This window comes from Nocardioides cremeus (assembly GCF_030518195.1).
In the GTDB taxonomy this organism is placed as follows: domain Bacteria; phylum Actinomycetota; class Actinomycetes; order Propionibacteriales; family Nocardioidaceae; genus Nocardioides; species Nocardioides cremeus.
The window spans coordinates 280,560-307,393 of the sequence record NZ_JAULSC010000002.1 but is presented as its reverse complement, the minus strand read 5'-3'; the positions used below and the strand labels follow the sequence as shown (position 1 = coordinate 307,393).

At 73.8% G+C, this 26,834-nt stretch carries 26 protein-coding genes; 5 read left to right on the top strand and 21 right to left on the bottom strand.

From position 1 onward, the window contains the following. Positions 1–126: 126 nt before the first annotated feature. The 16 genes from QWJ41_RS04415 to QWJ41_RS04340 form a co-directional block, all read right to left on the bottom strand. Positions 127–465 (bottom strand): P-II family nitrogen regulator, encoded by a 339-nt coding sequence (locus QWJ41_RS04415; RefSeq protein ID WP_193667949.1) that lies wholly within the window; start codon positions 463–465, stop codon positions 127–129. Then, positions 462–1,877: an ammonium transporter gene (locus tag QWJ41_RS04410; protein ID WP_302705941.1), complete on the bottom strand. Its 1,416-nt coding sequence runs from the start codon at positions 1,875–1,877 to the stop codon at positions 462–464. The genes QWJ41_RS04415 and QWJ41_RS04410 overlap by 4 nt, the downstream gene beginning before the upstream one ends. A gap of 104 nt (positions 1,878–1,981) precedes the next feature. Then, a complete protein-coding gene (gene ftsY / locus QWJ41_RS04405; RefSeq protein WP_302705940.1) occupies positions 1,982–3,157 on the bottom strand; it encodes a signal recognition particle-docking protein FtsY in 1,176 nt (391 codons plus the stop codon). A 42-nt stretch (positions 3,158–3,199) separates the two neighbouring features. Beyond that, positions 3,200–3,415 (bottom strand): hypothetical protein, encoded by a 216-nt coding sequence (locus tag QWJ41_RS04400; protein ID WP_302705939.1) that lies wholly within the window; start codon positions 3,413–3,415, stop codon positions 3,200–3,202. 65 nt (positions 3,416–3,480) lie between these two features. Beyond that, entirely contained in the window at positions 3,481–3,948 is a 468-nt protein-coding gene (locus QWJ41_RS04395; RefSeq protein WP_302705938.1) for an acyl-CoA thioesterase, read from the bottom strand. After that, positions 3,945–7,499: a chromosome segregation protein SMC gene (gene smc, locus QWJ41_RS04390; protein WP_302705937.1), complete on the bottom strand. Its 3,555-nt coding sequence runs from the start codon at positions 7,497–7,499 to the stop codon at positions 3,945–3,947. The genes QWJ41_RS04395 and smc overlap by 4 nt, the downstream gene beginning before the upstream one ends. A gap of 33 nt (positions 7,500–7,532) precedes the next feature. Beyond that, complete coding sequence (locus QWJ41_RS04385) at positions 7,533–9,062, bottom strand: LVIVD repeat-containing protein (protein ID WP_302705936.1); 1,530 nt, start codon at positions 9,060–9,062, stop codon at positions 7,533–7,535. A gap of 48 nt (positions 9,063–9,110) precedes the next feature. Further along, positions 9,111–9,329, bottom strand: a complete 219-nt coding sequence (locus QWJ41_RS04380) for a hypothetical protein (protein WP_302705935.1) — start codon at positions 9,327–9,329, stop codon at positions 9,111–9,113. A 128-nt stretch (positions 9,330–9,457) separates the two neighbouring features. Then, a complete protein-coding gene (gene mutM / locus QWJ41_RS04375; protein WP_302705934.1) occupies positions 9,458–10,342 on the bottom strand; it encodes a bifunctional DNA-formamidopyrimidine glycosylase/DNA-(apurinic or apyrimidinic site) lyase in 885 nt (294 codons plus the stop codon). Positions 10,343–10,348: 6 nt separating this feature from the next. Next, positions 10,349–11,218 carry a ribonuclease III gene (gene rnc / locus QWJ41_RS04370; protein WP_439117301.1) on the bottom strand — a complete coding sequence of 290 codons (870 nt, stop codon included), beginning with the start codon at positions 11,216–11,218 and terminating at the stop codon, positions 10,349–10,351. Beyond that, positions 11,139–11,324: a 50S ribosomal protein L32 gene (gene rpmF, locus QWJ41_RS04365; protein WP_193667940.1), complete on the bottom strand. Its 186-nt coding sequence runs from the start codon at positions 11,322–11,324 to the stop codon at positions 11,139–11,141. The genes rnc and rpmF overlap by 80 nt, the downstream gene beginning before the upstream one ends. Before the next feature lie 65 nt (positions 11,325–11,389). Further along, the gene (locus tag QWJ41_RS04360; protein ID WP_302705933.1) at positions 11,390–11,968 is read right to left on the bottom strand and encodes a YceD family protein; all 579 of its coding nucleotides are present in this window, start codon (positions 11,966–11,968) and stop codon (positions 11,390–11,392) included. 7 nt (positions 11,969–11,975) lie between these two features. Then, positions 11,976–12,515 carry a pantetheine-phosphate adenylyltransferase gene (gene coaD / locus QWJ41_RS04355; protein WP_302705932.1) on the bottom strand — a complete coding sequence of 180 codons (540 nt, stop codon included), beginning with the start codon at positions 12,513–12,515 and terminating at the stop codon, positions 11,976–11,978. Further along, complete coding sequence (rsmD, locus tag QWJ41_RS04350) at positions 12,515–13,138, bottom strand: 16S rRNA (guanine(966)-N(2))-methyltransferase RsmD (protein WP_302705931.1); 624 nt, start codon at positions 13,136–13,138, stop codon at positions 12,515–12,517. The genes coaD and rsmD overlap by 1 nt, the downstream gene beginning before the upstream one ends. Before the next feature lie 11 nt (positions 13,139–13,149). Next, positions 13,150–15,351 carry an ATP-dependent DNA helicase RecG gene (locus QWJ41_RS04345; RefSeq protein WP_302705950.1) on the bottom strand — a complete coding sequence of 734 codons (2,202 nt, stop codon included), beginning with the start codon at positions 15,349–15,351 and terminating at the stop codon, positions 13,150–13,152. 25 nt (positions 15,352–15,376) lie between these two features. After that, on the bottom strand, positions 15,377–17,035 hold the full coding sequence (locus tag QWJ41_RS04340) for a DAK2 domain-containing protein (RefSeq protein WP_302705930.1): 1,659 nt from the start codon (positions 17,033–17,035) through the stop codon (positions 15,377–15,379). A 236-nt stretch (positions 17,036–17,271) separates the two neighbouring features. Here QWJ41_RS04340 and rpmB point away from each other — a divergent pair, with 236 nt between their 5' ends. Further along, positions 17,272–17,457 (top strand): 50S ribosomal protein L28, encoded by a 186-nt coding sequence (gene rpmB / locus QWJ41_RS04335; RefSeq protein WP_056862348.1) that lies wholly within the window; start codon positions 17,272–17,274, stop codon positions 17,455–17,457. A 60-nt stretch (positions 17,458–17,517) separates the two neighbouring features. On the opposite strand, the gene QWJ41_RS04330 is transcribed toward rpmB, so the two are convergent. Beyond that, positions 17,518–18,465, bottom strand: coding sequence for a thiamine-phosphate kinase (locus QWJ41_RS04330; protein WP_439117305.1), 948 nt, complete (start codon positions 18,463–18,465; stop codon positions 17,518–17,520). Positions 18,466–18,677: 212 nt separating this feature from the next. Here QWJ41_RS04330 and QWJ41_RS04325 point away from each other — a divergent pair, with 212 nt between their 5' ends. Genes QWJ41_RS04325 through QWJ41_RS04315 form a run of 3 tightly spaced genes read left to right on the top strand, consistent with a single transcriptional unit; the run spans position 18,678 to position 20,453 of the window. Continuing rightward, entirely contained in the window at positions 18,678–18,914 is a 237-nt protein-coding gene (locus QWJ41_RS04325) for an Lrp/AsnC family transcriptional regulator (RefSeq protein ID WP_107771615.1), read from the top strand. 10 nt (positions 18,915–18,924) lie between these two features. Next, positions 18,925–19,461, top strand: coding sequence for a DUF3515 family protein (locus QWJ41_RS04320; protein WP_302705928.1), 537 nt, complete (start codon positions 18,925–18,927; stop codon positions 19,459–19,461). 38 nt (positions 19,462–19,499) lie between these two features. Beyond that, a complete protein-coding gene (locus QWJ41_RS04315; protein ID WP_302705927.1) occupies positions 19,500–20,453 on the top strand; it encodes a D-alanine--D-alanine ligase family protein in 954 nt (317 codons plus the stop codon). Positions 20,454–20,655: 202 nt separating this feature from the next. On the opposite strand, the gene QWJ41_RS04310 is transcribed toward QWJ41_RS04315, so the two are convergent. Both QWJ41_RS04310 and QWJ41_RS04305 read right to left on the bottom strand, forming a co-directional pair. After that, complete coding sequence (locus tag QWJ41_RS04310; protein ID WP_302705926.1) at positions 20,656–21,750, bottom strand: D-alanine--D-alanine ligase family protein; 1,095 nt, start codon at positions 21,748–21,750, stop codon at positions 20,656–20,658. Positions 21,751–21,761: 11 nt separating this feature from the next. Beyond that, the gene (locus tag QWJ41_RS04305) at positions 21,762–23,171 is read right to left on the bottom strand and encodes a UDP-N-acetylmuramoyl-tripeptide--D-alanyl-D-alanine ligase (protein WP_336623274.1); all 1,410 of its coding nucleotides are present in this window, start codon (positions 23,169–23,171) and stop codon (positions 21,762–21,764) included. 56 nt (positions 23,172–23,227) lie between these two features. Between QWJ41_RS04305 and QWJ41_RS04300 the strand changes: the two genes are divergently transcribed. Beyond that, positions 23,228–24,295: a trans-sulfuration enzyme family protein gene (locus QWJ41_RS04300; protein ID WP_302705925.1), complete on the top strand. Its 1,068-nt coding sequence runs from the start codon at positions 23,228–23,230 to the stop codon at positions 24,293–24,295. Between the two features lie 701 nt (positions 24,296–24,996). On the opposite strand, the gene QWJ41_RS04295 is transcribed toward QWJ41_RS04300, so the two are convergent. Both QWJ41_RS04295 and QWJ41_RS04290 read right to left on the bottom strand, forming a co-directional pair. Then, complete coding sequence (locus tag QWJ41_RS04295; protein WP_302705924.1) at positions 24,997–26,013, bottom strand: NAD(P)H-dependent glycerol-3-phosphate dehydrogenase; 1,017 nt, start codon at positions 26,011–26,013, stop codon at positions 24,997–24,999. After that, positions 26,010–26,783: a lysophospholipid acyltransferase family protein gene (locus QWJ41_RS04290; protein WP_302705923.1), complete on the bottom strand. Its 774-nt coding sequence runs from the start codon at positions 26,781–26,783 to the stop codon at positions 26,010–26,012. Before QWJ41_RS04290 ends, QWJ41_RS04295 begins: the two co-directional genes overlap by 4 nt. Positions 26,784–26,834 lie beyond the last annotated feature (51 nt).

The following is a 26,834-nucleotide window of genomic DNA, read 5'->3' as shown; positions in this document are numbered from 1 at the left end:
GGGTGGGAGCGGGGCTGGTGGTGGCCCCCGATCATGCCGGACGTGACGACGGCCCGGCCCACCGCAGGGGTGGACCGGGCCGTCGCTGCTCTCACGGGCGCGTCACAGGCACGATGACGGGGCCGATCACAGGGCCGCCGCGTCGCGGTCGCCGGTGCGGACCCGCACCACGCTGTCGACCGGGCTGGTCCAGACCTTGCCGTCACCGATCCGGCCGGTCTGCGCGGCCTTGACGATGATGCCGGCCACGTCCTCGGCGTCGGCGTCGTCGACGACGATCTCGAGCCGGATCTTGGGCACCAGCGCGACGTCGTACTCCGCACCGCGGTAGACCTCGGTGTGGCCCTTCTGCCGGCCGTAGCCGCTGACCTCGCTGACGGTCATGCCGGCGACACCGAAGGTCTCGAGGGCCTCGCGGACGTCCTCCCACTTGTGCGGCTTGATGACCGCGGTCACGAGCTTCATGCGTGTGCCCCTTCCGTGCGGGTGGAGGGTTCCGGCCTCGTGGCGGCGGCGAACGAGCCGCCACTGCCGCTGGAGAGGCTGGTGTTCAGATCGTAGGCGGACTCGCCGTGCTGGTCGAAGTCGATGCCCTCGACCTCGGCCTCCTCGTCGATGCGCCAGCCCATGGTGAACTTGATGGCCAGCGCGATCAGCAGGGTGACCACACCGGACCAGGCGACCGCGACCAGGACACCGAGCACCTGGTCGACCAGGGAGCCGATGCCGCCGCCGTAGAACAGGCCGTCGACCGCACCGCCGGCGATGTTGTCGCCCTCCCCGGAGGTGACCGAGAACAGCCCGATCATCACGGTGCCGACGATGCCGCCGACCAGGTGGACGCCCACCACGTCGAGCGAGTCGTCGTACTTGAGCTTGAACTTCAGGCCCACGGCCCAGGCGCACAGCGCACCGGAGACCAGGCCGATGGCCAGTGCCCCGAGGATGTTGACCGCACCGGCGGCCGGGGTGATGGCCACGAGGCCGGCGACGATGCCCGAGGCGGCACCCAGGGTGGTGGCCTTGCCGTGCAGCACCTTCTCCACGACCAGCCAGCCGAGGATCGCCGCCATCGTCGCGAGGGTGGTGTTGGCGAAGGTCAGGCCGGTCTCGGCCAGGAACTGGTCGCTGGCGTCGAGGTCGTCGCTGAAGACGATCGAGCCGACGTTGAAGCCGTACCAGCCGACCCACAGCAGGGCGGCGCCCAGCATGGTCAGGGTCAGGTTGTGCGGGCGCATGGGCTCACGGCCGAAGCCGACACGCTTGCCGATCACCAGGGCCAGCACCAGGCCGGCGACACCGGCGTTGATGTGCACCGCGGTGCCACCGGCGTAGTCCTGCGCGCCGATCTGGGTGCAGATCAGGGCCGAGTCGGTGCAGCCGAAGACCATGTGGGCCAGCGGGAAGTACGACAGGGTCGCCCAGATCGGCACGAAGACCAGCCAGGCCGAGAACTTCACCCGGTCGGCGATCGCGCCGCTGATCAGCGCGGTGGTGATCACCGCGAAGGTCAGCTGGAACATCATGAACGTGTAGCCGTCGTAGCCGACGCCGTCGAGGGCGAAGTTGGCGAACGGCGAGTTGAAGAACGTGTCGATGCCCCCCTCGCCGCTGAACACCATCGAGTAGCCCCACAGCACCCAGATGATGCCGACGATCGCCATGGCGGCGTACGACATCATCATCATGTTCAGCACCGACTTCGACCGCGTCATGCCGCCGTAGAAGAGCGCGAGGGCCGGGGTGGTCATCATCAGCACCAGCAGCGTGGCCACCAGCATGAACGCGTTGTAGCCGTCCACAGAACCTCCAAGTTCAGCTCGGAAGGACGCTCCCCCGGCCCCGACCGCGATGTCGGGTGCGGGGTGCGTCCCCATCGGTGCTGAGCCTGTCGATCCCGTGTTTCAGGGCCCGGCGGCGGGTGTTACGCCCGGGCAACGAGTGCGCCGCCCGTGTTACACCCCGGTGAACTCCGGTGAGGTCAGCCGCCGAGCAGGGCGTCGACGAAGGCGCCGGCGTCGAAGGGCGCCAGGTCGTCGGCGCCCTCGCCGAGGCCCACCAGCTTGACCGGCACGCCGAGCTCGCGCTGCACGGCGACCACGATGCCGCCCTTGGCCGAGCCGTCGAGCTTGGTCAGCACGATGCCGGTGACGTCGACGGCCTCGCTGAACACGCGGGCCTGGATCATGCCGTTCTGGCCGGTGGTGGCGTCGAGCACCAGCAGCACCTCGGTGACCGGGGCCTGCTTCTCGACGACCCGCTTGACCTTGCCGAGCTCGTCCATCAGGCCCTGCTTGTTCTGCAGGCGCCCGGCGGTGTCGACGATGACCGTGTCGACGCCCTGGCGGCGGCCCTCCTCGACGGCACGGAAGGCGACCGAGGCCGGGTCGGCGCCCTCCTCGCCCTTGACGGTCTCGACCCCGACCCGCTCGCCCCAGGTGCCGAGCTGCTCGACGGCGGCGGCGCGGAAGGTGTCGGCCGCGCCGAGCACCACGCTGCGGTCCTCGGCGACCAGGATGCGGGCGATCTTGCCGACGGTGGTGGTCTTGCCGGCGCCGTTGACCCCGACGACCAGCACCACGCCCGGCTCGTCGCCCTCGCCGCTCACGCGCAGGGCGCGGTCCATGGTCGGGTCGACCAGGGCCAGCAGCTCCTCGCGCAGCACCGCGCGCGGGTCGGCCGTGCCCTCGACCCGCAGCCGGCTGCGCAGCCGCTCGACCAGCTCCTGGGTCGGGGCGACACCGATGTCGGCGGTGAGCAGGGTGTCCTCGATGTCCTCCCAGGTGTCCTCGTCGAGGCGCTCGCGCGAGAGCAGGGCGAGCAGCCCGCGCCCCAGCGCGCCCTGGGAGCCCGCGAGCCGCTGGCGCAGCCGCACCAGCCGCGAGGCGGTGCCCTCGGGCCGCTCGAGCGGGGGTGCGACCGGCTCGGCCGGGGCCTCCGGCTCGACCGGCGCCTCGGGCTCGATCGTCGCCGGCGGCGCGCTCAGCTCGACCGGCGGCGCCTCCGGGTCGGCGGTGGGGGTGCCGAGGACGTCGGTGTGGGTGTCGGGCAGCGGGCCCGGCTTGCGGCGCCGGGTGACGACGAGGCCGGCGACGGCGCCCACGAGGGCGACACCGACGACGGCGATGACGAGGATCACGAGGGCGAGGGTCTCCATGGCCCTCATCCAACCACCCGGGACGGCCCGGGCCTCAGCCGGTCAACGGCCGTGCTGGTCGTCCCCGTGGTCGTCCCTGCGCTCGTTCTCCTCGTCGTCCTGGCCCAGGGTGCGCACCGAGCCGCGGGCCCGGCGCATCGTCTGCTCGAGCCACCCCCCGGAACCCTCCTCGCCACCCCGGTGCGGGACGGCGACGTAGTAGAGGACCAGGGCGGCCAGGACCACGATGACGACCATGGCGACGACGATCGAGAACACGAGAGAGCTCCGAGGGGGGAAGGAAGGAACGCGGGTGGAGCACCCCACGGTGGCACACGAGTGCCCTACTGGCCCCCGCCCACGCGCAGGAGCGGCTCGACTGCGGCGCGGATCACGTCGGGGATCGGGGTGACGCCCCGCGCCGGGTCGGTGTTGTCGACGTACACGTGCACGAAGCGGCCCTCGGCCGCCGCCTCGGCGCCGTCGCCCTGGAAGAGACCGATGCGGTAGACCACCGACGAGGTGCCGACCCGGTCGACCACGAGCCCCGTCTCCACCGGCGCCGGGAAGCCGATCTCGCGGAAGTAGCGGCACGAGGTCTCGGCCACCACCCCGATCTGCGGCAGCGAGCGCACGTCGACGCCGGAGGCCTCGTAGAGGTGGGCGTTGACCGCGGTGTCGAACATCTCGTAGTAGGTGGCGTTGTTGAGGTGGCCGTAGGCGTCGTCGTCGCGCCAGCGCGTCGTCACGGTGCGCCAGGCGACGTAGTCGGCCCTGGTGGGGCGGCTGGCGCGGTCGGGTCGGGTGCTCACACGGGCTCCGTCTCTCGCAGGCGCTGGCTGATGACGGCCGAGACGCCGTCGCCGCGCATGGTCACGCCGTAGAGGGCGTCGCCGACCTCCATGGTGCGCTTCTGGTGGGTGATGACGAGCAGCTGCGAGTTCTCGCGCAGCTCCTCGTAGATCTCGAGCAGCCGGCCCAGGTTGGTGTCGTCGAGCGCGGCCTCGACCTCGTCGAGGATGTAGAAGGGCGAGGGCCGGGCCTTGAAGAGCGCCACCAGGAACGCCACCGCGACCAGGGAGCGCTCGCCGCCCGAGAGCAGCGAGAGCCGCTTGACCTTCTTGCCGGGCGGGCGGGCCTCGACCTCGATGCCGGTGGTGAGCATGTCGCCCGGGTCGGTGAGCACCAGGCGCCCCTCGCCGCCGGGGAAGAGCCGCGCGAAGGTGGCGTCGAAGGCCTTCTCGACGTCGGCGTAGGCCTCGCGGAAGACCTGCTCGACCCGGTCGTCGACGTCCTTGACGATGTCGAGGAGGTCCTTGCGGGTGCGGCGCAGGTCTTCCAGCTGCTCGGTGAGGAACTTGTGCCGCTCCTCCATGGCCGAGAACTCCTCGAGCGCCAGCGGATTGACCTTGCCCAGCATCGCCAGGGCCCGCTCGGCCGACTTCAGCCGCTTGCGCTGCTCCTCGCGCACGAACGGGACGGCGGCCGGGGTGCCCTCGGGGGCGTCGTCGGCGACCTCCTGCGGCACCGGCTGGTGCGGACCGTAGTCGGCGACGAGCGAGTCGGGCTCGATGCCCACCTCGTCGAGGGCGCGCTCCTCGAGCTGCTCGATGCGCATGCGTTGCTGGGCTCGGGCCATCTCGTCGCGGTGCACCGAGCTGATCAGCTCCTCGTGGTCGCGGGCCAGGTCGCGCAGGCGCGCCCGCACCTCGCGCAGCTGCTCCTCGCGCTCGCGCCGGGCCTCCTCCACCGCGGCCCGGGCGTCGGCCGCGTGCTGCACCGAGACCTCGAGCCGCGACAGGGCCCACGCCACCGCGGTGGCCACCGCCTCGGCGGCGCGTCCCTCGCGCAGCAGCCGCTCGCGACGCTCCGTGGCCCGGGCCCGCTGCTCGCGCTCCTTGGCCGCGGCCCGCAGCAGCGAGTCGGCGCGCCCGTGGATGGCGCGGGCCCGCTCCTCGGCGGTGCGCAGCGCCAGGCGGGCGTCCATCTCGCTCTGTCGCGCCTCGCGGGAGGCCTCGACCAGGCGCTCGCGCTCGGCGGTGTCGGGCTCCTCCTCGGGCGCGTCCTCGGCCCGCGCGAGCCGCGCCTCGAGGTCGGCCAGGCCGGCGACGGCATCGACGCTGGCCTGCTCGGCGCGCGCGATGGCCTGCTCGACACGCTCGGCCTCGGCGCGCGCCGAGCGGGCCTGCGAGCCGTGCTGGCCCAGCTCCTCGGCCACCGCGGCCAGCGTCGCGTCGGACTCGTGCAGCCGTGCCAGCGCCACGTCGACACGCTGCTGGGCGTCGTGGCGTCGTGCCTCGAGCCGCGAGATCTCGAAGCCGGCCCGCTCGCTCGCGGCGACCGCCTCGCCCAGCGCGGCGGCGGCCTCGTCGACGGCGGCCTGCACCTCGATCAGGCTGGGCTGGGCGCTGGAGCCGCCGGCCACCAGGTGCGCGCCGACGACGTCGCCGTCGCGGGTGACCGCGCTGAGCGCCGGGTCGCGCTCGACCAGCCGGCGCGCGGCCGCCAGGTCGTCGACGACGGCGACGCGGTCGAGGAGCCGGGTCAGCGCGGGGCGCAGCGGCGCGGGGCAGTCCACCACGTCGACGGCGTACGCCGCCCCGTCGGGCAGGGCGGGCCAGTCCCCCGGCCCGGGCAGCTCGGGGCCGTCGGCGAGCAGCAGCCCGGCGCGCCCCAGGTCGTCGGCCTTGAGCCCGGCCACCGCCGCGAGCGCGTCGTCGGCGTTCTCGACGGCCACCGCGTCGGCGTGCGGGCCGAGCGCGGCGGCCACGGCCGCCTCGTAGCCGGGGCGCACCGTGACCAGGGCGGCTACCGAGCCCAGCAGGCCGGCGACCCGGTCGCTGCCGAGCAGCGCCCCGGCACCGTCCTTGCGGTTCAGGCCCATCTCGAGGGCGTCCTTGCGGGCTGCGAGCGTGTGCCGGTCGCGGTCGGCGGCCTGCGCCCGCTCGCGCACCTGCGCCAGCAGGGCCTCGACCTCGTCGAGCTCGTCGACCGCCTGCTCGTGCTCGGCGTCGAGACCCTCCTCGCCCGCGTCGAGGCCGGCGACCCTGGTCTCGAGCGCGGTGAACGCCCTCTGGGCGCGCTCGGCCCGCTCGAGGGCCTCCTCGCGGGTGTGCCGCAGCCGGCCGACCTCCTCGTCGGCCGCGGCGGCGCGCGACCTCAGCGCGTTGACCTGGCCGTGCAGGCGCGCGAGGCCCTCGCGCCGGTCGGCGGCCGCGCGCTGGAGGGCGGCGATGCGGCGCTCCTCCTCGGCGGCGGCGTCCTCGGCGCCCTTGCGGGCCGTGACGGCCTGCTCGAGGTCGGCGCGGCGGGCGTCGACCTCGGCGGCGGTGCGCTGCTCCTGCTCACGCACCCGGGAGGCCTCGGCCTCCAGGTCGTCGGGGTCGCGCCCGCTGGCGGTCTCGACCTCGGTGCTCGCCGCGGCGTTGCGCACCCGCTCGGCGGCCAGCGACTGGGTGCCGCGCAGGCGCTCGCGCAGCCCCGACAGCGCGTACCAGGTGTCCTGGGCCGCGGCCAGCACCGGCAGGTCCTCGCGCAGCGCCGCCTCGAGCGCGCCCTCCTGCTCGCGGGCCTGCGCGGTGGCCTGCTCGACCTCCTCGCGGCGCTGCAGCAGCACCGACTCGTCGGCCATCTCCTGCTCCAGCGTCGTGCGCGCGGTGACCAGGTCGTCGGCGAGCAGCCGGGCCCTGGCGTCGCGCACGTCGGCCTGCACCGTGGCGGCGCGCCGCGCCACCTCGGCCTGGCGACCCAGCGGCTTGAGCTGGCGGCGGATCTCGCTGAGCAGGTCGTTCAACCGGTGCAGGTTGCCCTCGGTCGAGTCGAGCTTGCGCAGCGCCTTCTCCTTGCGCTTGCGGTGCTTGAGGACCCCGGCGGCCTCCTCGATGAAGCCGCGCCGGTCCTCGGGCGTCGCGTGCAGGATCTGGTCGAGCTGGCCCTGCCCGACGATGACGTGCATCTCGCGCCCGATGCCCGAGTCGCTGAGCAGCTCCTGGACGTCGAGCAGGCGACAGGTCTGGCCGTTGATGGCGTACTCCGAGCCCCCGGAGCGGAACATCGTGCGGCTGATCGTCACCTCGGCGTACTCGATCGGCAGGGCGCCGTCGGTGTTGTCGATGGTCAGCAGCACCTCGGCGCGCCCCAGCGGCGGACGGCCGGTGGTGCCGGCGAAGATGACGTCGTCCATCTTGCCGCCGCGCAGGCTCTTGGCGCTCGCCTCGCCCATCACCCAGGCCAGCGCGTCGACCACGTTGGACTTGCCCGACCCGTTGGGGCCCACGATGCAGGTGATGCCCGGCTCGAGCTGCAGGGTCGTCGAGGAGGCGAAGGACTTGAACCCTTTGAGGGTCAGGCTCTTCAGGTACAACGCAGGGGCCCTTCCGCCGAGGTGGGCCTCAGGCTACCCCTGGGCGCGCCGGCGCCGCAGGAGCAGCGCGCCGGCCGTCGCGGCGCCGACGAGCCCCAGCGGCAGGGCGTTCGCGGCGGCACGGTCGGAGACCGAGACCGCCGACTGCGTGGCCGAGCTCGGCTCGGCGCCCCGCCCGTCACCCGGCACGTCGACGGCGTACACGTCGAGGCCGCGCACCAGGTCGATGCTGTAGACCAGGTTGGTGCGCTCGTCGGTGCGGCGGCCGCGGGCGTCGTAGACCGGCGCCCACATGGCGTCCCAGACCTCCGAGAGGCCCCACACCGCGTGGGCGTGGGTGCGGATGCGGCGCGGGTTGCTGACGTCGAGCACCTGGGTGCCGCCGCCGTAGAAGCCGGCCGCGACCAGCCCGCCGGGGCGGTAGTCGAACCAGTGCGAGGAGCAGAACGCGCCCCGGGGCAGGGGGAAGGTGCCGAGGTCGGAGAGCTCGACCTTGTCGAGGGGCACGATCTTGCCGGGCTTGCCGTTGAGCTTCTTGACCCACCAGGTCTGGAACGAGCCGGCCAGCGAGCAGTCGGTCTGCTCGTAGTCCTCCTCGGTCACCAGCAGCACGTTGCCGCGGCGCAGCGAGGGCTTGCGCCCGGGCTTGAAGCGGTCGGCGTGGGGGCGGAAGGCGTTGTGCAGGATGAAGTCGTTCCAGCCCTCGTGGTCGGGGTCGACGCCCTGGCCGGCCTCGCCGGTGGTGGTCAGCACGCGCGGGCGGCGCGGCTTCGAGACGTCCCACATCGAGGCACCGTTCCATCCGGTGTGGGTGCCGATGCCCGCGGCGTCGAAGTTCCACTTGTGCCCGCCCGTGGGCGTCTCGAAGGGCTGCACGCCCGGCGTGGAGCGGTCGGAGTCGACCTCCACCGGGTTCTCGAGGTCGCGCAGGTCGAAGATCGAGAACGTGGAGCGCCCGCCGGCGGAGTAGGCGTAGCGGCAGTTGGTGTCGTCGATGCAGGCCACGGTGTGCGTCGAGGTGGTGCCGGGGGCCCGCGAGAGCACGGTGGGCGCGGCCGGGTCGGTCACGTCGACGACCACGAGCTCGCCACCGCCGACGTTGACGTGCTGGATGTCGTCGGGCGAGGCCTGGTAGAGGTCGACGCCGATGAGCGCGAAGCGGCGGGTGCCGTCACCGGTGCGGCGCTCGCCGCAGTTCATCGCCTCGTTCTCGAACATCGCGCTGGGCAGCACGCCGGTGAGCTCGGGCTGGGCGGGGTCCGAGACGTCGAAGACCCGCAGCGAGTCCAGCCCGCTGGTCACGAAGAGCGGCGCGGTGGCGGTGAAGCAGCCGGAGATGCCGACCTGGCTGGGGTCGGTGTCGACCTGGGCGATGTTCTGGCTCGAGACCAGCGAGGCGGTGGTGCCGGGCTGGGCCGCGGCACGCTCGAGCATCTGGCGCCGGATCTCGTCGGGGTCGCCCGGCTCGGCTGCCAGGGCGGGTGCGGCGAGGCCGCCGAACGAGGTGAGCGCGAGGGCCGCGGCGGCGAGCACGCCGGGCACGAGACGGGGACGACGGGTCATGTGAGGCCCAACGACGGCGGGCCGCCGTGGTCACGCCCCGGGCTGGCCTCAGGCCGGCTGCATCTCCTGCAGGTCGGCCATCTCCTCGCGCAGCCCCTGGTCGGCGAGGTGCTCGGCCAGCTGCGCGGTGAGCCGGTCGTTCTCCGCGCACAGGCGCAGCACGAGGGCCTCGAGCTCACCGACACGCGCCCGGAGGCGGGCGTTGTCGGCGCTCAGGCGGGGGTCGAGCAGGTCGCTGCTGCGGTAGCCGATCAGCGCCTTGGCCATGGGGGTCACTCCAGTGCGGGTGGGAGGTTGGGGGCGGTCACGACACGCGTGCGGACCGTCTACAAGAGTCCCACCAGGCGCCCCCGGGGTCAATCGGGCGGATCGACCGGGCGGACCAGCCGCGCGGATCAGTCGGGCGGGGCCACCGGGGCGACCACGCGGCGACGCCGCGGCGCCGGCTGGCAGCGCGGGCAGAAGTACGACGAGCGGTTCATGAACGCGACCCGGCGGATGGGGGTGCCGCAGCGGTCGCACGGCTCGTCGGCGCGGCCGTAGGCGTGCAGCGAGCGGTCGAAGTAGCCGGACTCGCCGTTGACGTTGACGTAGAGCGCGTCGAAGGACGTTCCGCCCTGGGCAAGGGCGTCGCGCATCACGTCGCGGGCGTGCCCCAGCAGCGCGAGCACCTGGGCCCGGCTCAGCCGCTCCCCCGGCCGCTCGCCGTGGATGCCGGCGCGCCACAGGGCCTCGTCGGCGTAGATGTTGCCCACGCCCGAGACGAGGTTTTGGTCGAGCAGCAGCCGCTTGATCCCGGAGGAGCGCCGGCGCACCCGGGCCACGAGCTCGTCGTCGTCGAACAGCGGGTCGAGCGGGTCGCGGGCGATGTGCGCGATCTCGGGCGGCAGCTCGGCTCCGCCGGTCGAGATCGACAGGCCCCCGAACATCCGCTGGTCCACGAAGTGGAGGTGGCGGGACTCGGCGGCGCCGTCGAGGCGGATCCGCACCCGCAGGTGCTTCTCGGGCTCCGCGTCGGCCGGCTGCACGAGCATCTGGCCGCTCATCCCCAGGTGGGCCAGTAGGGCGTCCCCGTCGTCGAGCGGCAGCCACAGGTACTTGCCGCGACGACGGGCGCCGGTGATGGTGCGGCCGGTGAGGGCGGCCGCGAACCCCTCGGGTCCGCGCTCGTCGCGGCGCACCGGGCGCGGGTGCAGGACGTCGACGCCGGTGACCCGTGCTCCCACGACGTGGCGCTCGAGCCCGGCGCGGACCACCTCGACCTCGGGGAGCTCGGGCACGGGCTTCTACGAGCCGCTGGTGCCGGTGCCGGACTTGCCGGCGGCGGCGTTGCCCGCGGCGGCCTCGGCCGCGGTCTCGGCCGGGTCGGTGACACCGAGCCGGCCCGCGATCTCGCCGTACGCCGTCTCGGCGGCGGCCTGCTCGGCCTCCTTCTTCGACCGGCCGGTGCCGTTGCCGTAGAGGTCCTCGCCGACGCGCACCTGGGCGGTGAAGGTCTTCTGGTGGTCGGGGCCGCTGTCCTCGATCACATACTCCGGGACGCCCAGGCCGTGCTCGGCCGAGAGCTCCTGCAGGGAGGTCTTCCAGTCGAGGCCGGCGCCGAGCGCCGAGGCGGCCTCGATGAGCGGGTCGAAGAGGCGATGCACCACCGCGGCGGAGTTCTCGATGCCTCCGCCGGAGAGGTGCACCGCCCCGATGACCGCCTCGACGGTGTCGGAGAGGATCGAGGCCTTGTTGCGGCCCCCGGTGCTCTCCTCGCCGCGACCGAGCTTGACGTGCTCGCCGAGCCGGATGCCGCGGCCCACCCCGGCCAGGGCCCGGGCGTTGACCACGGCGGCGCGCAGCTTGGCCAGCCGGCCCTCGGAGAGGTCCGGGTGGGTCCGGTACAGCGTCTCGGTCACGACGACGCCGAGCACCGAGTCGCCCAGGAACTCCAGGCGCTCGTTGGTCGGCAGGCCGCCGTTCTCGTAGGCGTAGGACCGGTGCGTGAGCGCGCGGTCCAGCAGCTCGGGGTCCAGCTCAGGATCCCCGAGCGCTGCTCGCAGCTCGGCGTAGTCGTTCAGGGCTTCGACGGTCTCAGAGGACCTGACGACGGTCGGCCTTGGCGCCGTACTGGCCGCACGCACCGCACGCGCGGTGCGGGAGGTGCTTGGCACCGCACGCGGGGTTCGCGCAGGTCACCAGGGTCGGGGCCGTGGCCTTCCAGGCCGAGCGACGGTGACGGGTGTTGCTGCGCGACATCTTCCGCTTCGGGACAGCCACTGTTTTCTCCTCGTTGCGAGGCCGGGATCGCTCCACGGCCTGGGGTGGTCTTGCTGGTGGGTCTGCTACTTCTCGTCCGGCTCGTCCTGCGCCAGGGCGGCCAGGCCGGCCCAGCGCGGGTCGATCGGTTCGTCGTGCCCGTGGTCGGGGTCCCCGGCCAGTCGCGCCCCGCACTCGGGGCACAGACCGGGGCAGTCCTCGGTGCACAAGGGCTGGAACGGCAGCGTGAGCACCACCGCGTCCCTCAGCTGGGGCTCGAGGTCGAGCAGGTCGTCCTCGAGCCGGCTGACCTCGTCGTCCTCGTCGTGGGAGGTCTGGTGCTCGGCGTAGACGTACAGCTCCTGGAAGGTCACCTCGACGTCGTCGTGGATCTCCTCCAGGCACCGTGCGCACTCGCCGTCGAGCACGGCTCGCGCCGTGCCCGTGACCAGGACTCCCTCCATGACCGCCTCGAGCCGCAGGTCGATGTCGACCGGCGAGCCCTCGGGGACAAGGAGGACGTCGATGCCCAGATCTGCCGGTGCCGGCACCGAGAGCGTCACCTCACGCTGGGACCCCGGGCGGCGGCCGAGCTCGCGGGTGTCGAGCACGAGCGGCGCTCTCGGGTCCAGGCTGGTCAGGGGATCACTTCCGGGTCCGGGCACGAACAGATCAGCGGGAATCGTAGCCCTCGGGGGAACGACGGGGCAAAACGCGCCGCCCCGCTCGTCCGCGCTGCTCCGCGATGCGTGCGGTGAGCCGGGCGTGCACGAAGTCGGGCACCAGCGTGGAGACGTCGCCGCCGAAGGTCGCGACCTCCTTGACCAGGCTCGAGGCCAGGAAGGAGTACTCGGGGCTGGTGGGCACGAAGACGGTCTCGACCTCGGTCAGCGAGGAGTTCATCTGGGCCATCTGCAGCTCGTAGTCGAAGTCGCTGACCGCGCGCAGGCCCTTGACGATGGCGTGGATGCCGTGCTCGGCGCAGTAGTCGGTGAGCAGGCCCTTGAAGCCGTCGACGCGCACGTTGTCGAAGTCGGCGCAGGCCTCGGTGAGCATCGCCATCCGCTCCTCGGGCGAGAACATCCGGTTCTTGGACTTGTTCACCCCGACCGCGACGACGACCTCGTCGAAGAGCGAGGCCGCTCGCCGCACGATGTCGATGTGTCCGTTGGTGACGGGGTCGAAGGACCCCGGGCAGACGGCTCGGCGCACTACTGCTCCCCCGCTCCTGGTGCCGGTGCGACCGGCTCGGCTGCTGTCTCCCCCGGCTCGTCCACGGGCGCGTGGGCCGACCACAGGGTCGTCTCACCGTACTTGCGCGAGCGGACCTCGACGAAGCCGGCGGGGAACCCCGGCTCGGGGCTGCGCCGCGAGCGCTCCACGACGACCAGCGCGTCGGGCACCAGCCAGCCCTGCGCGAGCAGGGCGGCGAGGTCGGCAGCCAGGTCCTCCTCGGACAGCGGGTAGGGCGGGTCCATGAAGACCACGTCGTACGGCGCCACCGGGGCCCGGCCCAGCGTGGCCGCCACCGGCGCCGCGAGCACCTCGGCGCGGGGGAAGCCGAGGGTGCGCGCGTTGGTCGCGATCAGCCCGGCGGTGCGCCGGTCGGACTCGACGAGGGTCGCCACCCCGGCCCCGCGCGAGAGCGCCTCGAGACCGACCGCGCCGGAGCCGGCGTACAGGTCGAGGAAGCGCAGGCCCTCGAGCGAGCCGGTGGCGGCCTCGATGGAGGAGAACAGCGCCTCCCTGACCCGGTCGGCGGTCGGGCGGGTGGCGGTGCCGGGCGGGGGGCTCAGGCGGCGTCCGCCGGCGCTGCCGCCGATGATGCGCGTCATGGGGGGCGATCCTACGAGCGGTCGACGAAGTCGGCGGCCACCGACCGCTCGAGCTGCCCGACGGCCGCGGCCAGGGCGGGCGCTCCCGCGAGGTCGGGGTCGCTCTCGAGCAGGTCGCCGGCCGCGCCCCGGGCGGCGAGGATCGTCTCCTCGTCGCGCAGCACGCGCAGGGTGCGCAGCGAGGACCGGTAGCCGGACTGGTGGGCGCCGAGCACGTCGCCCTCGCGGCGCTGCTCGAGGTCGACCCGGCTGAGCTCGAAGCCGTCGGAGGTCGCCGCGACCGCCTCGAGCCGCCCGCGGGCGGGGCTGCCGACCTCGCTGTGGGTGACCAGCAGGCACAGCCCCGGGTGCCCGCCGCGGCCCACCCGGCCGCGCAGCTGGTGGAGCTGGGAGACGCCGAACCGGTCGGCGTCGAGGAGCACCATCGCGGTGGCGTTGGCGACGTCGACACCGACCTCGATGACCGTGGTGGAGACCAGCACGTCGACCTCGCCGCCGGCGAAGGAGCGCATCGTGGCGTCCTTGGCGTCGGGGGCCAGCCGTCCGTGCAGCGCGGCCAGGCGCAACCCGCTCAACGGGCCCCCGCGCAGCTCCTCTACGACCTCCTCGACGGCGCTGAGCGGACGGTCGGTGCGCTCCTCCTCGGGCACGTCGCCCTGGCCGGCCTCGGGCTCGTCGCCGGCGATGCGCGGGCACACCACGTAGACCTGGTGGCCGGCCGCGACCTCCTCGCGCACCCGCTGCCAGACCCGGTCGACCCAGTGCGGGGCGTCGGCGACGGGCACCACCGTGGTCTGCACCGGCGCCCGCCCGGCGGGCAGCTCGGTCAGCGTGGAGATCTCGAGGTCGCCGAAGACCGTCATCGCCACCGTGCGCGGGATCGGGGTGGCAGTCATCACCAGCACGTGCGGCGGGGTGCCGGCCTTGTCGGTGAGGGCGGCGCGCTGCTCGACCCCGAAGCGGTGCTGCTCGTCGACGACGACGAGGCCGAGGTCGGCGAAGCCCACGCGGTCCTCGAGCAGGGCGTGCGTGCCGATCACGATGCCGGCCTCGCCCGAGGCCAGCCGCGACATCGGGCCGGTGCGCTGGGTCCTGGTCATCGACCCGGTCAGCAGCTCCACCGCGGTGGCCTCGTCGGCGCCGCCCAGCAGGCCCGCGGTGGCCAGGTCACCGAGCATCGCGGTGATCGAGCGGTGGTGCTGCTGGGCCAGCACCTCGGTGGGCGCGAGCAGGGCGGCCTGCGCCCCGGAGTCGACGACCCGCAGCATCGCGCGCAGCGCCACCAGCGTCTTGCCCGAGCCGACCTCGCCCTGCAGCAGCCGGTTCATCGGCCGCTCGCGGGCCAGGTCGGCGTCGATCTCGGCGCCGACCTCCACCTGGCCGGCGGTCAGCTCGAAGGGCAGGCGGGCGTCGAAGGCGTCGAGGAGTCCGCCGCTGCGACCGGCGCGCGGGCGGGCGCCGAGGGCGGCCAGCGCCCGCCGGCGGCGCGCGAGCACGAGCTGGGTGACGATCGCCTCGTCGAAGCGCAGCCGCTGCAGCGCCCTCGTGACCTGGGAGTGGTCCTTCGGGTGGTGCACCCACTCCAGCGCGGTGCCGGCGTCGACCAGCCCGGCCTTCGCGCGCACGTGCTCGGGCAGCAGCTCGGGCACCTCGTCGAGCACCGCCAGCGCGAAGGTGATCGCCCGCTGCAGGTCCCAGGTGTCGACGCCCTTGGTGAGCGGGTAGATCGGGTAGAGGTCGCCGAGGGTCTCGAGCGAGAGCTGGGCGGCGTCCTCGCCCTCGGTGCCCATCAGCACCATCTGCGGGTTGGTCAGCTGCCAGTCGCCGTTGAAGCGGCCGACCTTGCCCTGGAAGATGCCGCGCCGACCCTCGGGCAGGCGCCGCTCGTGCCAGTCGGCCATGTGCGCCTTCTTGGCGAAGAACGACATCCGCAGGCTCGGACCGTCGGTGCGCAGCACCGTGTCGACGCGGTACGCCGTGCGCCCGGTGCGGCGGTCGGTGTACTCGCGCCGGCGGGTCTGGCCGATCTGGCCCACCACCGTGAGCAGCTCGCCCTCCTCGAGGGTGTCGACCGTCGTCAGCTCGCGGGTGCGCACGTAGCGCCGGGGCAGGTGGTGGACCAGCTCGCCCACGGTGCGCAGCCCCAGCCCCTTGGCGATCTTGGGGGCCTTGGTGCCGGTGTCGCCCAGCACGGTCTCGACCGGCGAGTCCATCGAGATCACGGCCGCACCTCCTCGCTCACTCCACGGCCAGCAGGAGCGGGTAGCGCTCCTGCCCACCGTCGTACACCACGGCGTCGACATAGGGGTGGTGCTCGGCGAGCCAGGCGGTGCAGTGCTCGGCGAGGGCGCCCTCGGGGTCGTCGGCGCCCGAGACGATGGTGACGAGCTCGCCGCCGCCGACCACCAGCCGCTCGAGCACCTCGGTGGCGACGTCGGCCAGCGCCGAGCCGACGACCGCGAAGTCGCCCGCGACCACGCCGAGGGCGTCGCCGGGCTCGCACGGGCCGGCCATCGTCATCGCCTGGCGCGCCGCGACCGTGACCGCGCCGTGGCGGGCGTGGCGGGCGGTGGCGGTCATCTCGAGCACGTCGGCGTCGAAGCCGCGGCCGGGCTCGTGCACCGCCAGCGCGGCGAGTCCCTGCACCTGCGCCTGGGTCGGGATGACCGCGACCCTGACCCCGGTGTCCTGGGTGGCCGTCGAGGCCGCGACCTGGGCGGCGCGCACCGAGTCGCCGTCGTTGGGCAGCACCACCACCTCCTGGGCGCCGCAGCCGGTGATGGCCCCGAGCAGGTCGCCGGTGGAGGGTCGCCGGCCCGGGCCGCCCTCCACGACCACGGCGCCGGCCTCCCCGAAGAGCGCGGTGAGACCGGGGCCGGCGGAGACGACGACCACGCAACGACCCTCGCGCGGGCGGGCGGCCTCGCGCTCCTGCGCGGCCTGCTGGGTGACCTGGTCGTGGAAGTGGGTCACCCGGATGCGGTGCGGTCGACCGGCCTCGATGCCGGCCTCGATGGCCGCGCCGACGTCGTCGACGTGCACGTGGACGTTCCAGAGCCGCTCGTCGCCGACCACGACCAGGGAGTCGCCGAGCCCCGCGAGCCGCTCGCGCAGCGCCGGGACCTGCTCGGCGTCGGTGTCGAGCAGGTACATCACCTCGTACGACGGCCCGCCCGGGGTCAGGTCGGCGCCCGGCGGGTGGCCGGAGCCGGTCGTCGGCGTGGTGACGGGGATGGCGTGCCGGCCGATCCGCGGCAGGACCGGCTCGGGCCGGCGCCCGGTCAGCGCGGTCTCGGCGGCGTCGAGGACCACGCTGAGCCCCCGCCCGCCGGCGTCGACGACACCGGCGTCGGCCAGCGCCTGCAGCTGGCCGGGAGTGCGCGCCAGCGCCGCGCGGGCCGCCTCGGCGGCGTCCGTGAAGACGTCTCGGGTGCGCGCCCCGGGCTCCTCGGTCGTCACCTCGGCCGCCTCGGCCGCGGCCCGCGCCACGGAGAGGATGGTGCCCTCCACGGGGGTGCCCACGGCGGCGTACGCCGCGTCGGACGCGAGGCGCAGCGCCTGCGCGAGCACCTCGGCGTTGCGCTCCTCGGGGGTCGAGCGCGCCAGACGGCGGGCGATGGCGCGCATCATCTCGCTGAGGATCACCCCGGAGTTGCCGCGCGCACCCAGCAGCGCGCCCCGGCTGAAGGCGGCCAGCGCCTCGCCGAGGTCGGCGCCGGGGTCTCCCCCGGTCGCCTCGCGCACGGCGTCGCGCGCCGCGGAGACCGTCAGGTACATGTTGGTGCCGGTGTCGCCGTCGGGCACGGGGTAGACGTTGAGGGCGTCGATCTCCTCGCGGGCCGCGCCCAGGGCGTCGACGGCGATGTCGACGAAGAGCAGCACGACCTCGAGGCTCACCCCGCGTCCGGTCGGTCCCACTGGCTCCACGGGGCCACACGTTAGTGTGCTGGTGACGGGCGTGGTCCCCCGAAGGGTCACGAACGGCAGGGAGTCGGCCACGATTGGCCCAGCACCGGGCCCCTCGGATACTCTGATGCGGTTGCCCGGAGCACCCGGGCCCTCGACTCGTTCGGCTGTGCACGGACAGTTGTGCACATCTTTTCGTCCCAACCTCGATCCTTCAGGAGTTCACGGTGGCTGCCGTCTGCGACATCTGCGCCAAGAAGCCTGGCTTCGGCAACAACCGGCCGTGGTCGCGCAAGATCACGAAGCGCCGCTTCGACCCCAACATCCAGCGCGTGCGTGCCAAGGTCAACGGCACCCCCAAGCGCCTCAACGTCTGCACCGGCTGCCTGAAGGCGGGCAAGGTCTCGCGCTGACCTCCCCCTGATCCGCCGTCGAACGGCCGTCACCCCACCGGGGTGGCGGCCGTTCGTGCGTCAGAAGTGCGTCCAGCCGGTCTCGCCCCTCCACGGGGCGCCGTCGACGGTGACGCCCTCCCCCTCGCGCACCTCGCCGATCACCGACCAGCCCTCCGGCAGGGTGGCGCCGGCAGGGAAGGTCGCCAGCAGCGCGTGGTCGTCGCCGCCCGAGAGCACGAACGCGACCGGGTCGACCCCGCCCAGCGCCGCCGCCACCGCGTGCAGCGGCTCGGGCACGTCGAGCGCGTCGGTGCGCACGTCGATGGCCACCCCCGACGACACCGCCAGGTGCGTGGCCTCGGCCAGCAGGCCGTCGGAGACGTCGATCATCGCGGTGGCGCCCGCCTCGGCGGCGGCCGGCCCGGCGTCGTACGGCGGCTGCGGGCGGCGGTAGGCCTCCACCAGCACCCGCGGGGAGCGGAACCCGCGCCCCAGGACCGCCAGCCCGCCGGCCGCCCAGCCCTGTCGGCCCGCCAGCGCGAGCACGTCGCCGGGCTCGGCGCCCGAGCGGACCACCGGCGCGACGGTGCAGGCACCCATCACGGTCACCGCGACGACGACCTGGTCGGCGCGGGTGAGGTCGCCGCCCACGATGCTGGCCCCGACCAGCGCGCACTCGTCGGCGAAGCCCTGGGCGAAGTCCAGGGCCCACTGCGCCTCCAGGTCGGCGGGCGCCGCAAGGCCGATGGTCAGCGAGCTGGCCCGCCCGCCCATCGCGTTGATGTCGGAGATGTTCTGCGCAGCGGCGCGGTGGCCCACGTCGGCGGCCCCCGCCCAGTCGCGGCGGAAGTGCCGGCCCTCGACCATGAGGTCGGTGGAGACCACCACGTGGCCGGTGCGCACCCGCAGCACCGCGGCGTCGTCGCCCGGCCCGATGAGCACCTGCTCGCCCTGCTCGAAGCAGCTGGTCAGGGCCGAGATCAGGCCGAACTCGCCGATGTCGGCGAGGGTCGCCGCGGGGTCCAGGGGCGGGTCGGTCGGGGGCGTCGCTGGCATGGACCCATCCCACCAGACGCCGACCCCGCCGCGGGCGGCGACGCACCCGGGCCTCCGGCTCGGCACGGGCACGCGGGGCCGCAGTGACCCTGGGGTCGTCAGCAGGTAGGTTGTCGCCGACACATCCGGGTGACGTGTCCGCGGCAACGGAGCCGTGCCGACAACCCTTGAGGAGCAACACGATGGTCGTCCAGGCCTACATCCTGATCCAGACCGACGTCGGCAAGGCCGCGGAGGTCGCAGCCGAGATCGCTCAGGTCAAGGGCGTGACCCTCGCCGAGGACGTCACCGGCCCCTACGACGTGATCGTGCGCGCCGAGGCCCGCAACGTCGACGAGCTCGGCAAGCTGGTCGTCTCGAAGGTCCAGAACCTCGACGGCATCACCCGCACCCTGACCTGCCCCGTCGTCCACATCTGAGCCGACCGACGTGACCGTCCCGGTCGCGCGTCGCCGCAGCGCGTCCCGACGCCCCGCCCCCGCGAACAGGCGGGGCGTCGTCGCTGCCTGCGGGCTGGCACCGCTGCTGCTGCTGGGCGCCTGCGGGGGTCCCGTCGAGGTCAGCGCCCCGACCCTCGACGCCGAGACCGCGGCGACCTGCGAGACCTTCCTGGCCGCGCTGCCCGACGAGCTGGCGGGCCTGGAGCGGCGCGAGCTCTCGCCCGCCGACGCGCCCGCGCGCGCGTGGGGCGACGGGCTGTTGCTGACCTGCGGCGTCGAGGAGCCGCCGGGCTTCCGGCAGCTGATCACCCCGTCGTGCGACGAGATCGTCGGCGTCGGCTGGTTCTTCCCGCCCTCCGAGCTCGAGAGCGAGGACGGGCCGGTCACCGGCACCACCATCGGCTACCGGCCCCGGATCGAGGTCGTGGTGCCCCAGGACTACCGGGGCGGGGTGTCCTTCGCGGCGTTCTCCGAGCTCGCCGCACCGGTCAAGGCGCACCTCGACCTGGTCCAGCGCTGCCAGTGAGTGTCCGGGCCGCGCGCCCGATGTGGGACGCTCGTCCCATGAGCGAGGAGCAGCTGCCCGGTCCTGTCGCCGTCATCGCCGGCGGCCTGAGCCACGAACGCGACGTGTCCCTGGCCAGTGGCCGCAACCTGGTGCGCGAGCTGCGCGCGGTCGGCGTCGAGGCCGAGGCCTACGACTTCGACCGCAACCTGCTGCACACCCTTGAGCAGCACAAGGTGGTCGCGGCCGTCCCGGCCCTGCACGGCCACTTCGGCGAGGACGGCGAGATCCAGACCCTCCTCGAGCTGATCGACCTGCCCTACGTCGGCACCCGCAGCCGCGCCTGCCGGGTCGCCCACGACAAGGGCACCGCGCGCGAGCTGCTGCGCCGCGCCGGCATCGAGGTGCCCGAGAGCGTCGGCCTGTCGGCCCAGACCTTCCGCGACATCGGCGCGAGCGCGTTGATGGAGCACGTGATGCACCGCCTCGGTGAGCGCGTCGTGGTCAAGCCCACCCGCTGCGGCAGCGCCCTGGGCGTCACCGGCGTCGACGGCCTGGCCGCGCTGCCCTCCGCGCTGGTGACCGCCTACGCCTACGGCGACGACGCCCTGGTCGAGCGCTTCTACGACGGCACCGACGTCAGCGTGGTCTGCATCGAGACCGACGAGGGCGTCGAGGCCCTGACCCCGGTGGCGGTGGAGTACGAGAAGGGCCACGAGTTCGACTTCGACGCCCGCTACACCGCCGAGTTCGTGTCGTTCTCGCGCCCCGACCTGCCGGAGGAGCTGATCGAGGACCTGGGCCGCACCGCCCGCGAGGCCCACAAGGTCCTGGGGCTGCGCCACCTCTCGCGCTCCGACTTCATCGTCTCGGCCGACGGCTCCTACGTGCTCCTCGAGACCGCCATCACCCCCGGCACCACCGAGACCTCGGTGATGCCGTTCGCCTGCACCCTCTCGGGCACCAGTCTGGGCCAGGTCGTCCTCGACCTCGTCCGCCGCACGCTTCCCTGACCCGGCGCAGATCCCCCGCCGACCCGGCGCAAATAGCCCGCCGAGCCGGCGCAAATAGCCCGCTGAGCCGGCCCGGATCTCCGGCATCGGGCACCCAGTGAGATTCGGGCCGGGTCAGCGCGAAGTTCGGGCCGGGTCAGCGCGAAGATCAGGCCGGGTCAGGGTGAAGTTCAGGCCGGGTCAGTGGGACATTCGGGCCGGGTCAGCGCAGGCCGGTGGTGCGCTCGAGCGCCAGCTGGATCAGCTCGTCGACCAGCTCGGTGTAGGTCAGCCCCGTGGCCTCCCACATCTTCGAGTACATCGAGATGGGGGTGAAGCCGGGCATCGTGTTGATCTCGTTGAGGAGCACCTCGCCTTCGGGGGTGACGAACACGTCGACGCGGGAGAGCCCCTCGGCGCTGATCGAGTCGAAGGCCTGCACCGCCACCTCGCGCACCCGCTCGGCGACGTCGGCCGGCAGGTCGGCCGGCGCCTCGGTGCGGGCGTGGGAGTCGGAGAGGTACTTGGCCTCGAAGTCGTAGAAGGTCGCGGCCCCGTGGTCGACGACGATCTCGCCGGGCACGGAGGCGCGGGCCGGCCCGCCGCCCCGCCCACCGAGCACCGCGCACTCGATCTCGCGGCCCTCGACGCCCTGCTCGACCAGCACCTTGGGGTCGTGGGCACGGGCCTCCTCGACGGCGTCGGCGAGCCCGGTCAGGTCGTCGACGCGGGTGACGCCGAGCGAGGAGCCAGCTCGGGCGGGCTTGACGAAGACCGGGAACTCCAGCGCCTGCTGCACCCGCTCCACCACGGCACCGGGGTCCTGCTCCCACTCGGCCGGGCGGACCACGACGTACGGCGCCACCGGCAGCCCGTGGCCGGCGAAGACCAGCTTCATGTAGTGCTTGTCCATGCCCACGGCCGAGGCCAGCACGCCGGCGCCGACGTAGCGCACGCCCGCCAGCTCGAGGAGCCCCTGGATGGTGCCGTCCTCGCCGTAGGGCCCGTGCAGCAGCGGGAAGACCACGTCGACCGGGCCCGCCTCGGTGAGGCTCGCCAGCGCCGGGCCCGACCCGGTCGTCACCTCGGGCAGCCGGCCCGAGGCCAGCTCCCACTGCGCCGGGTCGCCGGAGGCCAGCACCCAGTCGCCGTCGCGGGTGATGCCGATCGGCAGGACGTCGTACTTGTCGCTGTCGATCGCGCGCATCACACCGGCGGCGGTCGCCGCCGAGATCGGGTGCTCGCCGGAGCGTCCGCCGAAGACGAGGGCCACCCGGGTCCTGCGGGCGCGGGTCTCGGGCGAGGGGGTCTCGGTCATGGTCCGCGACCCTACTGAAGGCTCGCGGCCACCTCGTCCAGGCGCGCCCCGCGCGAGGCCTTGAAGAGAACCGCGTCACCCTCGGTGACGTGCTCGGCGAGCCAGGCCGTGGCGGCCGCGTTGTCGGCGAGCAGCAGGCCACGCTCCCCCGCGCCGTCGTGGATGCCGCGCGCGGCCTCGCCCACGACCACCACCACGTCGACGCCCCGCTTGACCGCGTAGGAGCCGACTCCCCGGTGCTCGTCGTGGCTGGTGTCCCCGAGCTCGCGCATCTCGCCGAGCACGGCGACGGTGCGGCGCACCGTGGGATCGGCGCCGATCGAGGTCAGCGCGTCGAGCGCCGCCCGCATCGACTCGGGGTTGGCGTTGTAGGAGTCGTTGAGCACCGTGACGCCGTTGGAGAGCTCGCTGAGCTCCATCCGCCACTGCGACAGCGACGCCACCTGGCCCAGCGCCGCGCCGACCTCGTCGACGCCCAGGCCGGCGGCGATGGCGGCGGCGGCCGCGGCGGCCGCGTTGATCGCCTGGTGGGCGCCCACGAGCTGCAGCGTGACCGGCACCCGTGCCTGCGCGGTGACCAGGGTGAAGGAGGGCCGGCCGAGCCGGTCGAGCACCAGCTCCTCCACCCGTACGTCGGCAGCCTGCTGCGCCCCGAACGTGACGACCCTGCCGCGGGTGCGCCCGGCCATCGCGACGACCCGCTCGTCGTCGGCGTTGAGCACCGCGGTACCCTCGGCGTCGAGGGCCTCGACGAGCTCGCCCTTGGCCTCGGCGATGGCCTCGCGCGAGCCGAACTCCCCCAGGTGCGCCTGCCCGACGTTGAGGACCAGCGAGACGTCGGGACGCACCAGCGCCGCCAGCTCGGCGATGTGGCCACGCCCCCGGGCGCCGAGCTCGAGCACCAGGTAGCGGGTGCCGGTCTCGACGCGCAGCGCGGTCAGCGGCATCCCGAGCTCGTTGTTGAAGGAGCCGCGGGTGGCGACCGTCGGCGCCGCCTGGGCCAGCACCGCACCGAGCAGGTCCTTGGTGGAGGTCTTGCCCTGCGAGCCGGTGATGCCCACCACCGTCAGGCCGCCGGCGGCGCGTACCTGCTCGACCACGTGGGCGGCGAGACGCTGCAGGGCAGCGCGCGGGTCGTCGACCACGACCGTCGGCAGCCCGGTGGGCCGGCTGCCCAGCACGGCGACCGCACCCCGCTGCCCGGCCTGCTCGGCGTGCTCGTGGCCGTCGACGTGCTCGCCGACGAAGGCGGCGAAGAGGCTGCCCGGCGCGGCCTCGCGCCCGTCGATCACCACCGGTCCGTCGACCACGACGTCCGCGTCGCCGACGACCTCGCCGCCCACCACGGCGGCGATCTCGGCCAGGCCCAGGGCGATCACGCGCACCCCTCGGGGCACGACCAGGAGCACGACTGGGGGCACGTCTCGGGGCACGTCCGGTTGGCCAGCGTCATGGGGCGTCACCCTAGTCTGTGGCCATGAGCGAGACTCCCCAGCCCGCCACCGTCGCCGTCCACGCCGGACGCCCCCCGCACGAGGCCGACCGGCCCCTCAACGAGCCGCTGACGATGGCCTCGACCTTCGTCGCGCTCGGGGACCGCGAGTACGGCCGCTACGGCAACCCGACCTGGGAGGCGTTCGAGGACGCGCTGGGGCGGCTCGAGGGTGGCACCGCCCTGGCCTTCTCCTCCGGCCTGGCCGCCGTGGCCACCGTGCTCGACCTCGTCGGCCACGACGCGCTGGTCGTGGCCCCCGACAGCGCCTACAGCGGCAGCCTGGCCCAGCTCGCCGACCTCGAGATGCGCGGTCGGGTCCGCAGCCGGTTGGTCGACATCGCCGACACCGACGCCGTCGTGGCGGCCTGCGAGGACGCGGCGCTGGTGTGGGTCGAGACCCCCACCAACCCCAACCTCGACATCGCCGACCTGGCCCGCATCGTCGAGGCCGCGCACGGGGCCGGCGCCTACGTCGTCGTCGACAACACCTTCGCCACCCCCCTGGTGCAGACCCCGCTGGCCGAGGGTGCCGACATCGTCGTGCACTCCGCGACCAAGTACCTCGGCGGCCACAGTGACCTGCTGCTCGGCGCGCTGGTGACCAAGGACCAGGAGCTGGCCGGGGTGCTCAAGGGCCGCCGCGACCTCTTCGGCGCGGTGCCGGGCACCCTCGAGTCGTGGCTGGCGCTGCGCGGCATGCGCACCCTGCACCTGCGCGTCGAGCGGGCCACTGCCAACGCCGTCGAGCTGGCCCGGCGCCTGGCCGAGCACCCCGCCGTCGCCCGGGTGCGCCACCCCGGCTTCGGCGCGATCGTCTCCATCGAGCTGGCCGGTGGCGCGATGGCCGCCGACCTGCTGACCCGCAAGACCAAGCTGTGGGTGCACACCACCAGCCTCGGCGGGGTCGAGTCGACCCTCGAGCGACGGCGCCGCTGGAAGCTCGAGCCCACCACCGTCTCCGAGGCGCTGGTGCGGCTCTCCGTGGGCGTCGAGGACGTCGACGACCTCTGGGCCGACCTCTCCGGGGCGCTGGACGACCTCACGGTCTGAGCCCTGCGGCGTACGCCGAGCCGGCGCCAGTTCCCCGCGAGCCGGCGTGAGTTCCTCGCGAGCCGGCGCCAGTTCCTCGCCCAGCCGGCGCCAGTTCCTCGCCCAGCCGGCGCCAGTTCACCGCCGAGCCGGCGCCAGTTCCGTACGCCGGGGGGTCACCGGGTCTCAAAACGGTTGCTGCGCAACCTCCTCGACCAACGACCGCCCGCCTCGCCGAGCCGGCGCGAGTTCCTCGCGAGCCGGCGCCAGTTCCGTACGCCGGGGGGTCACCGGGTCTCGAGACGGTTGCTGCGCAACCTCCTCGACCAACGACCGCCCGCCTCGCCGAGCCGGCGCCAGTTCCCCGCCGAGCCGGCGCCAGTTCCGTACGCCGGCGGGGTCACCGGGTCTCGAGACGGTTGCTGCGCAACCTCCTCGACCAACGACCGCCCGCCTCGCCGAGTCGGCGCCAGTTCCCCGCCGAGCCGGCGCCAGTTCCGTACGCCGGCGGGGTCACCGGGTCTCGAGACGGTTGCTGCGCAACCTCCTCGACCAACGGCGGGCCTCCTCGACCGACGGCGGCGCTCCTCGATCGGCGGTGGATGGGGTGCGCCATGGGGTCACCGGGTCTCGGCACGCCTGGCGCGCCTTCGCAAGCTCAGGCGCGGGCTTGCTCGACCTTCCTTCGCGACGCAGGGCGCTCGTTCCTCGCGCCCTGCTGCTCAATCAGTCTCGGCCTTGGTGTCGCGGGCGAGGACGGCGTCCATCATCTCCTGCGCCGTCATGTTGCCGGCGACGACCTCGTCGACGTAGCGCGCGACCGGGGCGTCGCAGCCGACCTGCTCGGCCAGGGCCCGCAGCGACGAGCACGACTTCGCACCCTCGGCGACCTGGCTGGTGCTGGCGTAGATCTCCTCGGTGGTCATCCCCTGGCCCAGCTTCTCGCCGAACGAGCGGTTGCGCGACAGCGGCGAGGAGCAGGTGGCGACCAGGTCGCCGAGCCCGGCGAGCCCCATCAGCGTCAGCGGGTTGGCGCCGAGCTTCATCGCCAGCCGCGCGGTCTCCGCGAGGCCGCGGGTGATGATCGAGGCGGTCGTGTTGTCGCCGAAGCCCAGCCCCACCGCCATGCCGACGGCGAGGCCGACGACGTTCTTGTAGGCGCCACCGAGCTCGCAGCCCAGCACGTCGACCGAGGTGTAGGGGCGGAAGGCCGGCGAGTGGCAGCGCTCCTGCAGCCGCTTGGCCACCGACTCGTCCTCGCAGGCCACCACGGAGGCGGCCGGCTCGCGCCGGGCGATCTCCTTGGCGAGGTTGGGGCCGCTCACCACGGCGATCCGCTCGGGGCCGGCGCCGGTGACCTGGTGGATCACCTCGCTCATCCGGTTCAGGCTGCCGAGCTCGACACCCTTCATCAGCGAGACCAGGACGGCGTCGTCCTCGATGTGCGGCGCCCACGTGGTCAGGTTCTCGCGCAGCGACTGCGACGGGGTCGCCAGCACCACGACGTCGGCGCCGTGCAGCGCCTTCTCGACGTCGGTGGTCGCATCAACGCTCGGCGGGAGCTCGATGCCGGGCAGGTAGTCGGCGTTCTCGCGGCGCTCGTTGATGCCCTCCGCGAGCTCGGGGCGCCGGGCCCAGAGGGTGACGTCGTTGCCGGCGTCGGCGAGCACGACCGAGAAGGCCGTGCCCCACGACCCAGCACTGAAGACGGCGACCTTGCCGTGCGTCGAGGAGCTCATGCGGTGTCCTTCCGGTCCTGGTGGTGCTCGTCTGCCTGCGCGCCGCCACGGCGCATGTCGAAACGCTCGGGCGGTGCCTGCTCGCCGCGCACCTGCTCGACCAGGCCCGTGATCGCGGCCATGATCCGGTCGGTGGCCTGCTGCACCGCGGCTGCGCGACCGCCCCGCTGGTCCGGCCGGCCGGCCAGGTCGCTCAGGTCGACGGGGTCGCCGACCAGCATCGAGATCCTCTTGCGCGGCACCAGGTGCGGCACCTTCGCGTACGGCGCGAGCAGCTCCTGGGCGCCCCACTGCCCGACCGGGACCACGGGGCAACCGGTCGCGAGGGCGATCCGCGCTGCACCGGTCTTGCCGCGCATCGGCCACAGGTCGGGGTCGCGGGTGATGGTGCCCTCGGGGTAGACCACCACGCACTCGCCGCGGCGCACGGCCTCGACCGCGGCGTCGTACGCCCCGACGGCCGAGCTGGAGGCCCGGTGCACCGGGATCTGGCCGGCGCCGCGCAGGAAGAAGGCGAGCAGCCGGTTGCGGAAGAGCCCCGACTTGGCCAGGTAGCGCGGCAGCCGGCCGTGGTCGTAGAGCAGGTGAGCCGCCAGCAGCGGGTCGACGTGGGAGACGTGGTTGAGCACCAGCACGAAGCCACCGCTCACGGGGAGCTTCTCGCCGCCGTGCCAGTCGCGTCGCGTGGTCGCGAGCAGCAGCGGCTTGACGATGGGCACAGCGAAGCTGAACGCCCAGCCGCGGGGTTGCTGCAGCTTGCGAACGGTCACGCGTCTCCTCGCCGACGGTGCCGGGGCGGGGTGCCTCCGACGTGGTCCTGC

Bases quoted from the DNA above. Each gene is read 5' to 3' on its own strand.
- QWJ41_RS04415 (WP_193667949.1), bottom strand. From the start codon at position 465: ATGAAGCTCGTGACCGCGGTCATCAAGCCGCACAAGTGGGAGGACGTC.
- QWJ41_RS04410 (WP_302705941.1), bottom strand. From the start codon at position 1,877: ATGGGGACGCACCCCGCACCCGACATCGCGGTCGGGGCCGGGGGAGCG.
- ftsY (WP_302705940.1), bottom strand. From the start codon at position 3,157: ATGGAGACCCTCGCCCTCGTGATCCTCGTCATCGCCGTCGTCGGTGTC.
- QWJ41_RS04385 (WP_302705936.1), bottom strand. From the start codon at position 9,062: ATGACCCGTCGTCCCCGTCTCGTGCCCGGCGTGCTCGCCGCCGCGGCC.
- QWJ41_RS04380 (WP_302705935.1), bottom strand. From the start codon at position 9,329: ATGGCCAAGGCGCTGATCGGCTACCGCAGCAGCGACCTGCTCGACCCC.
- rsmD (WP_302705931.1), bottom strand. From the start codon at position 13,138: ATGACGCGCATCATCGGCGGCAGCGCCGGCGGACGCCGCCTGAGCCCC.
- QWJ41_RS04345 (WP_302705950.1), bottom strand. From the start codon at position 15,351: ATGGACTCGCCGGTCGAGACCGTGCTGGGCGACACCGGCACCAAGGCC.
- QWJ41_RS04325 (WP_107771615.1), top strand. From the start codon at position 18,678: ATGGTCGTCCAGGCCTACATCCTGATCCAGACCGACGTCGGCAAGGCC.
- QWJ41_RS04315 (WP_302705927.1), top strand. From the start codon at position 19,500: ATGAGCGAGGAGCAGCTGCCCGGTCCTGTCGCCGTCATCGCCGGCGGC.
- QWJ41_RS04310 (WP_302705926.1), bottom strand. From the start codon at position 21,750: ATGACCGAGACCCCCTCGCCCGAGACCCGCGCCCGCAGGACCCGGGTG.
- QWJ41_RS04300 (WP_302705925.1), top strand. From the start codon at position 23,228: ATGAGCGAGACTCCCCAGCCCGCCACCGTCGCCGTCCACGCCGGACGC.
- QWJ41_RS04295 (WP_302705924.1), bottom strand. From the start codon at position 26,013: ATGAGCTCCTCGACGCACGGCAAGGTCGCCGTCTTCAGTGCTGGGTCG.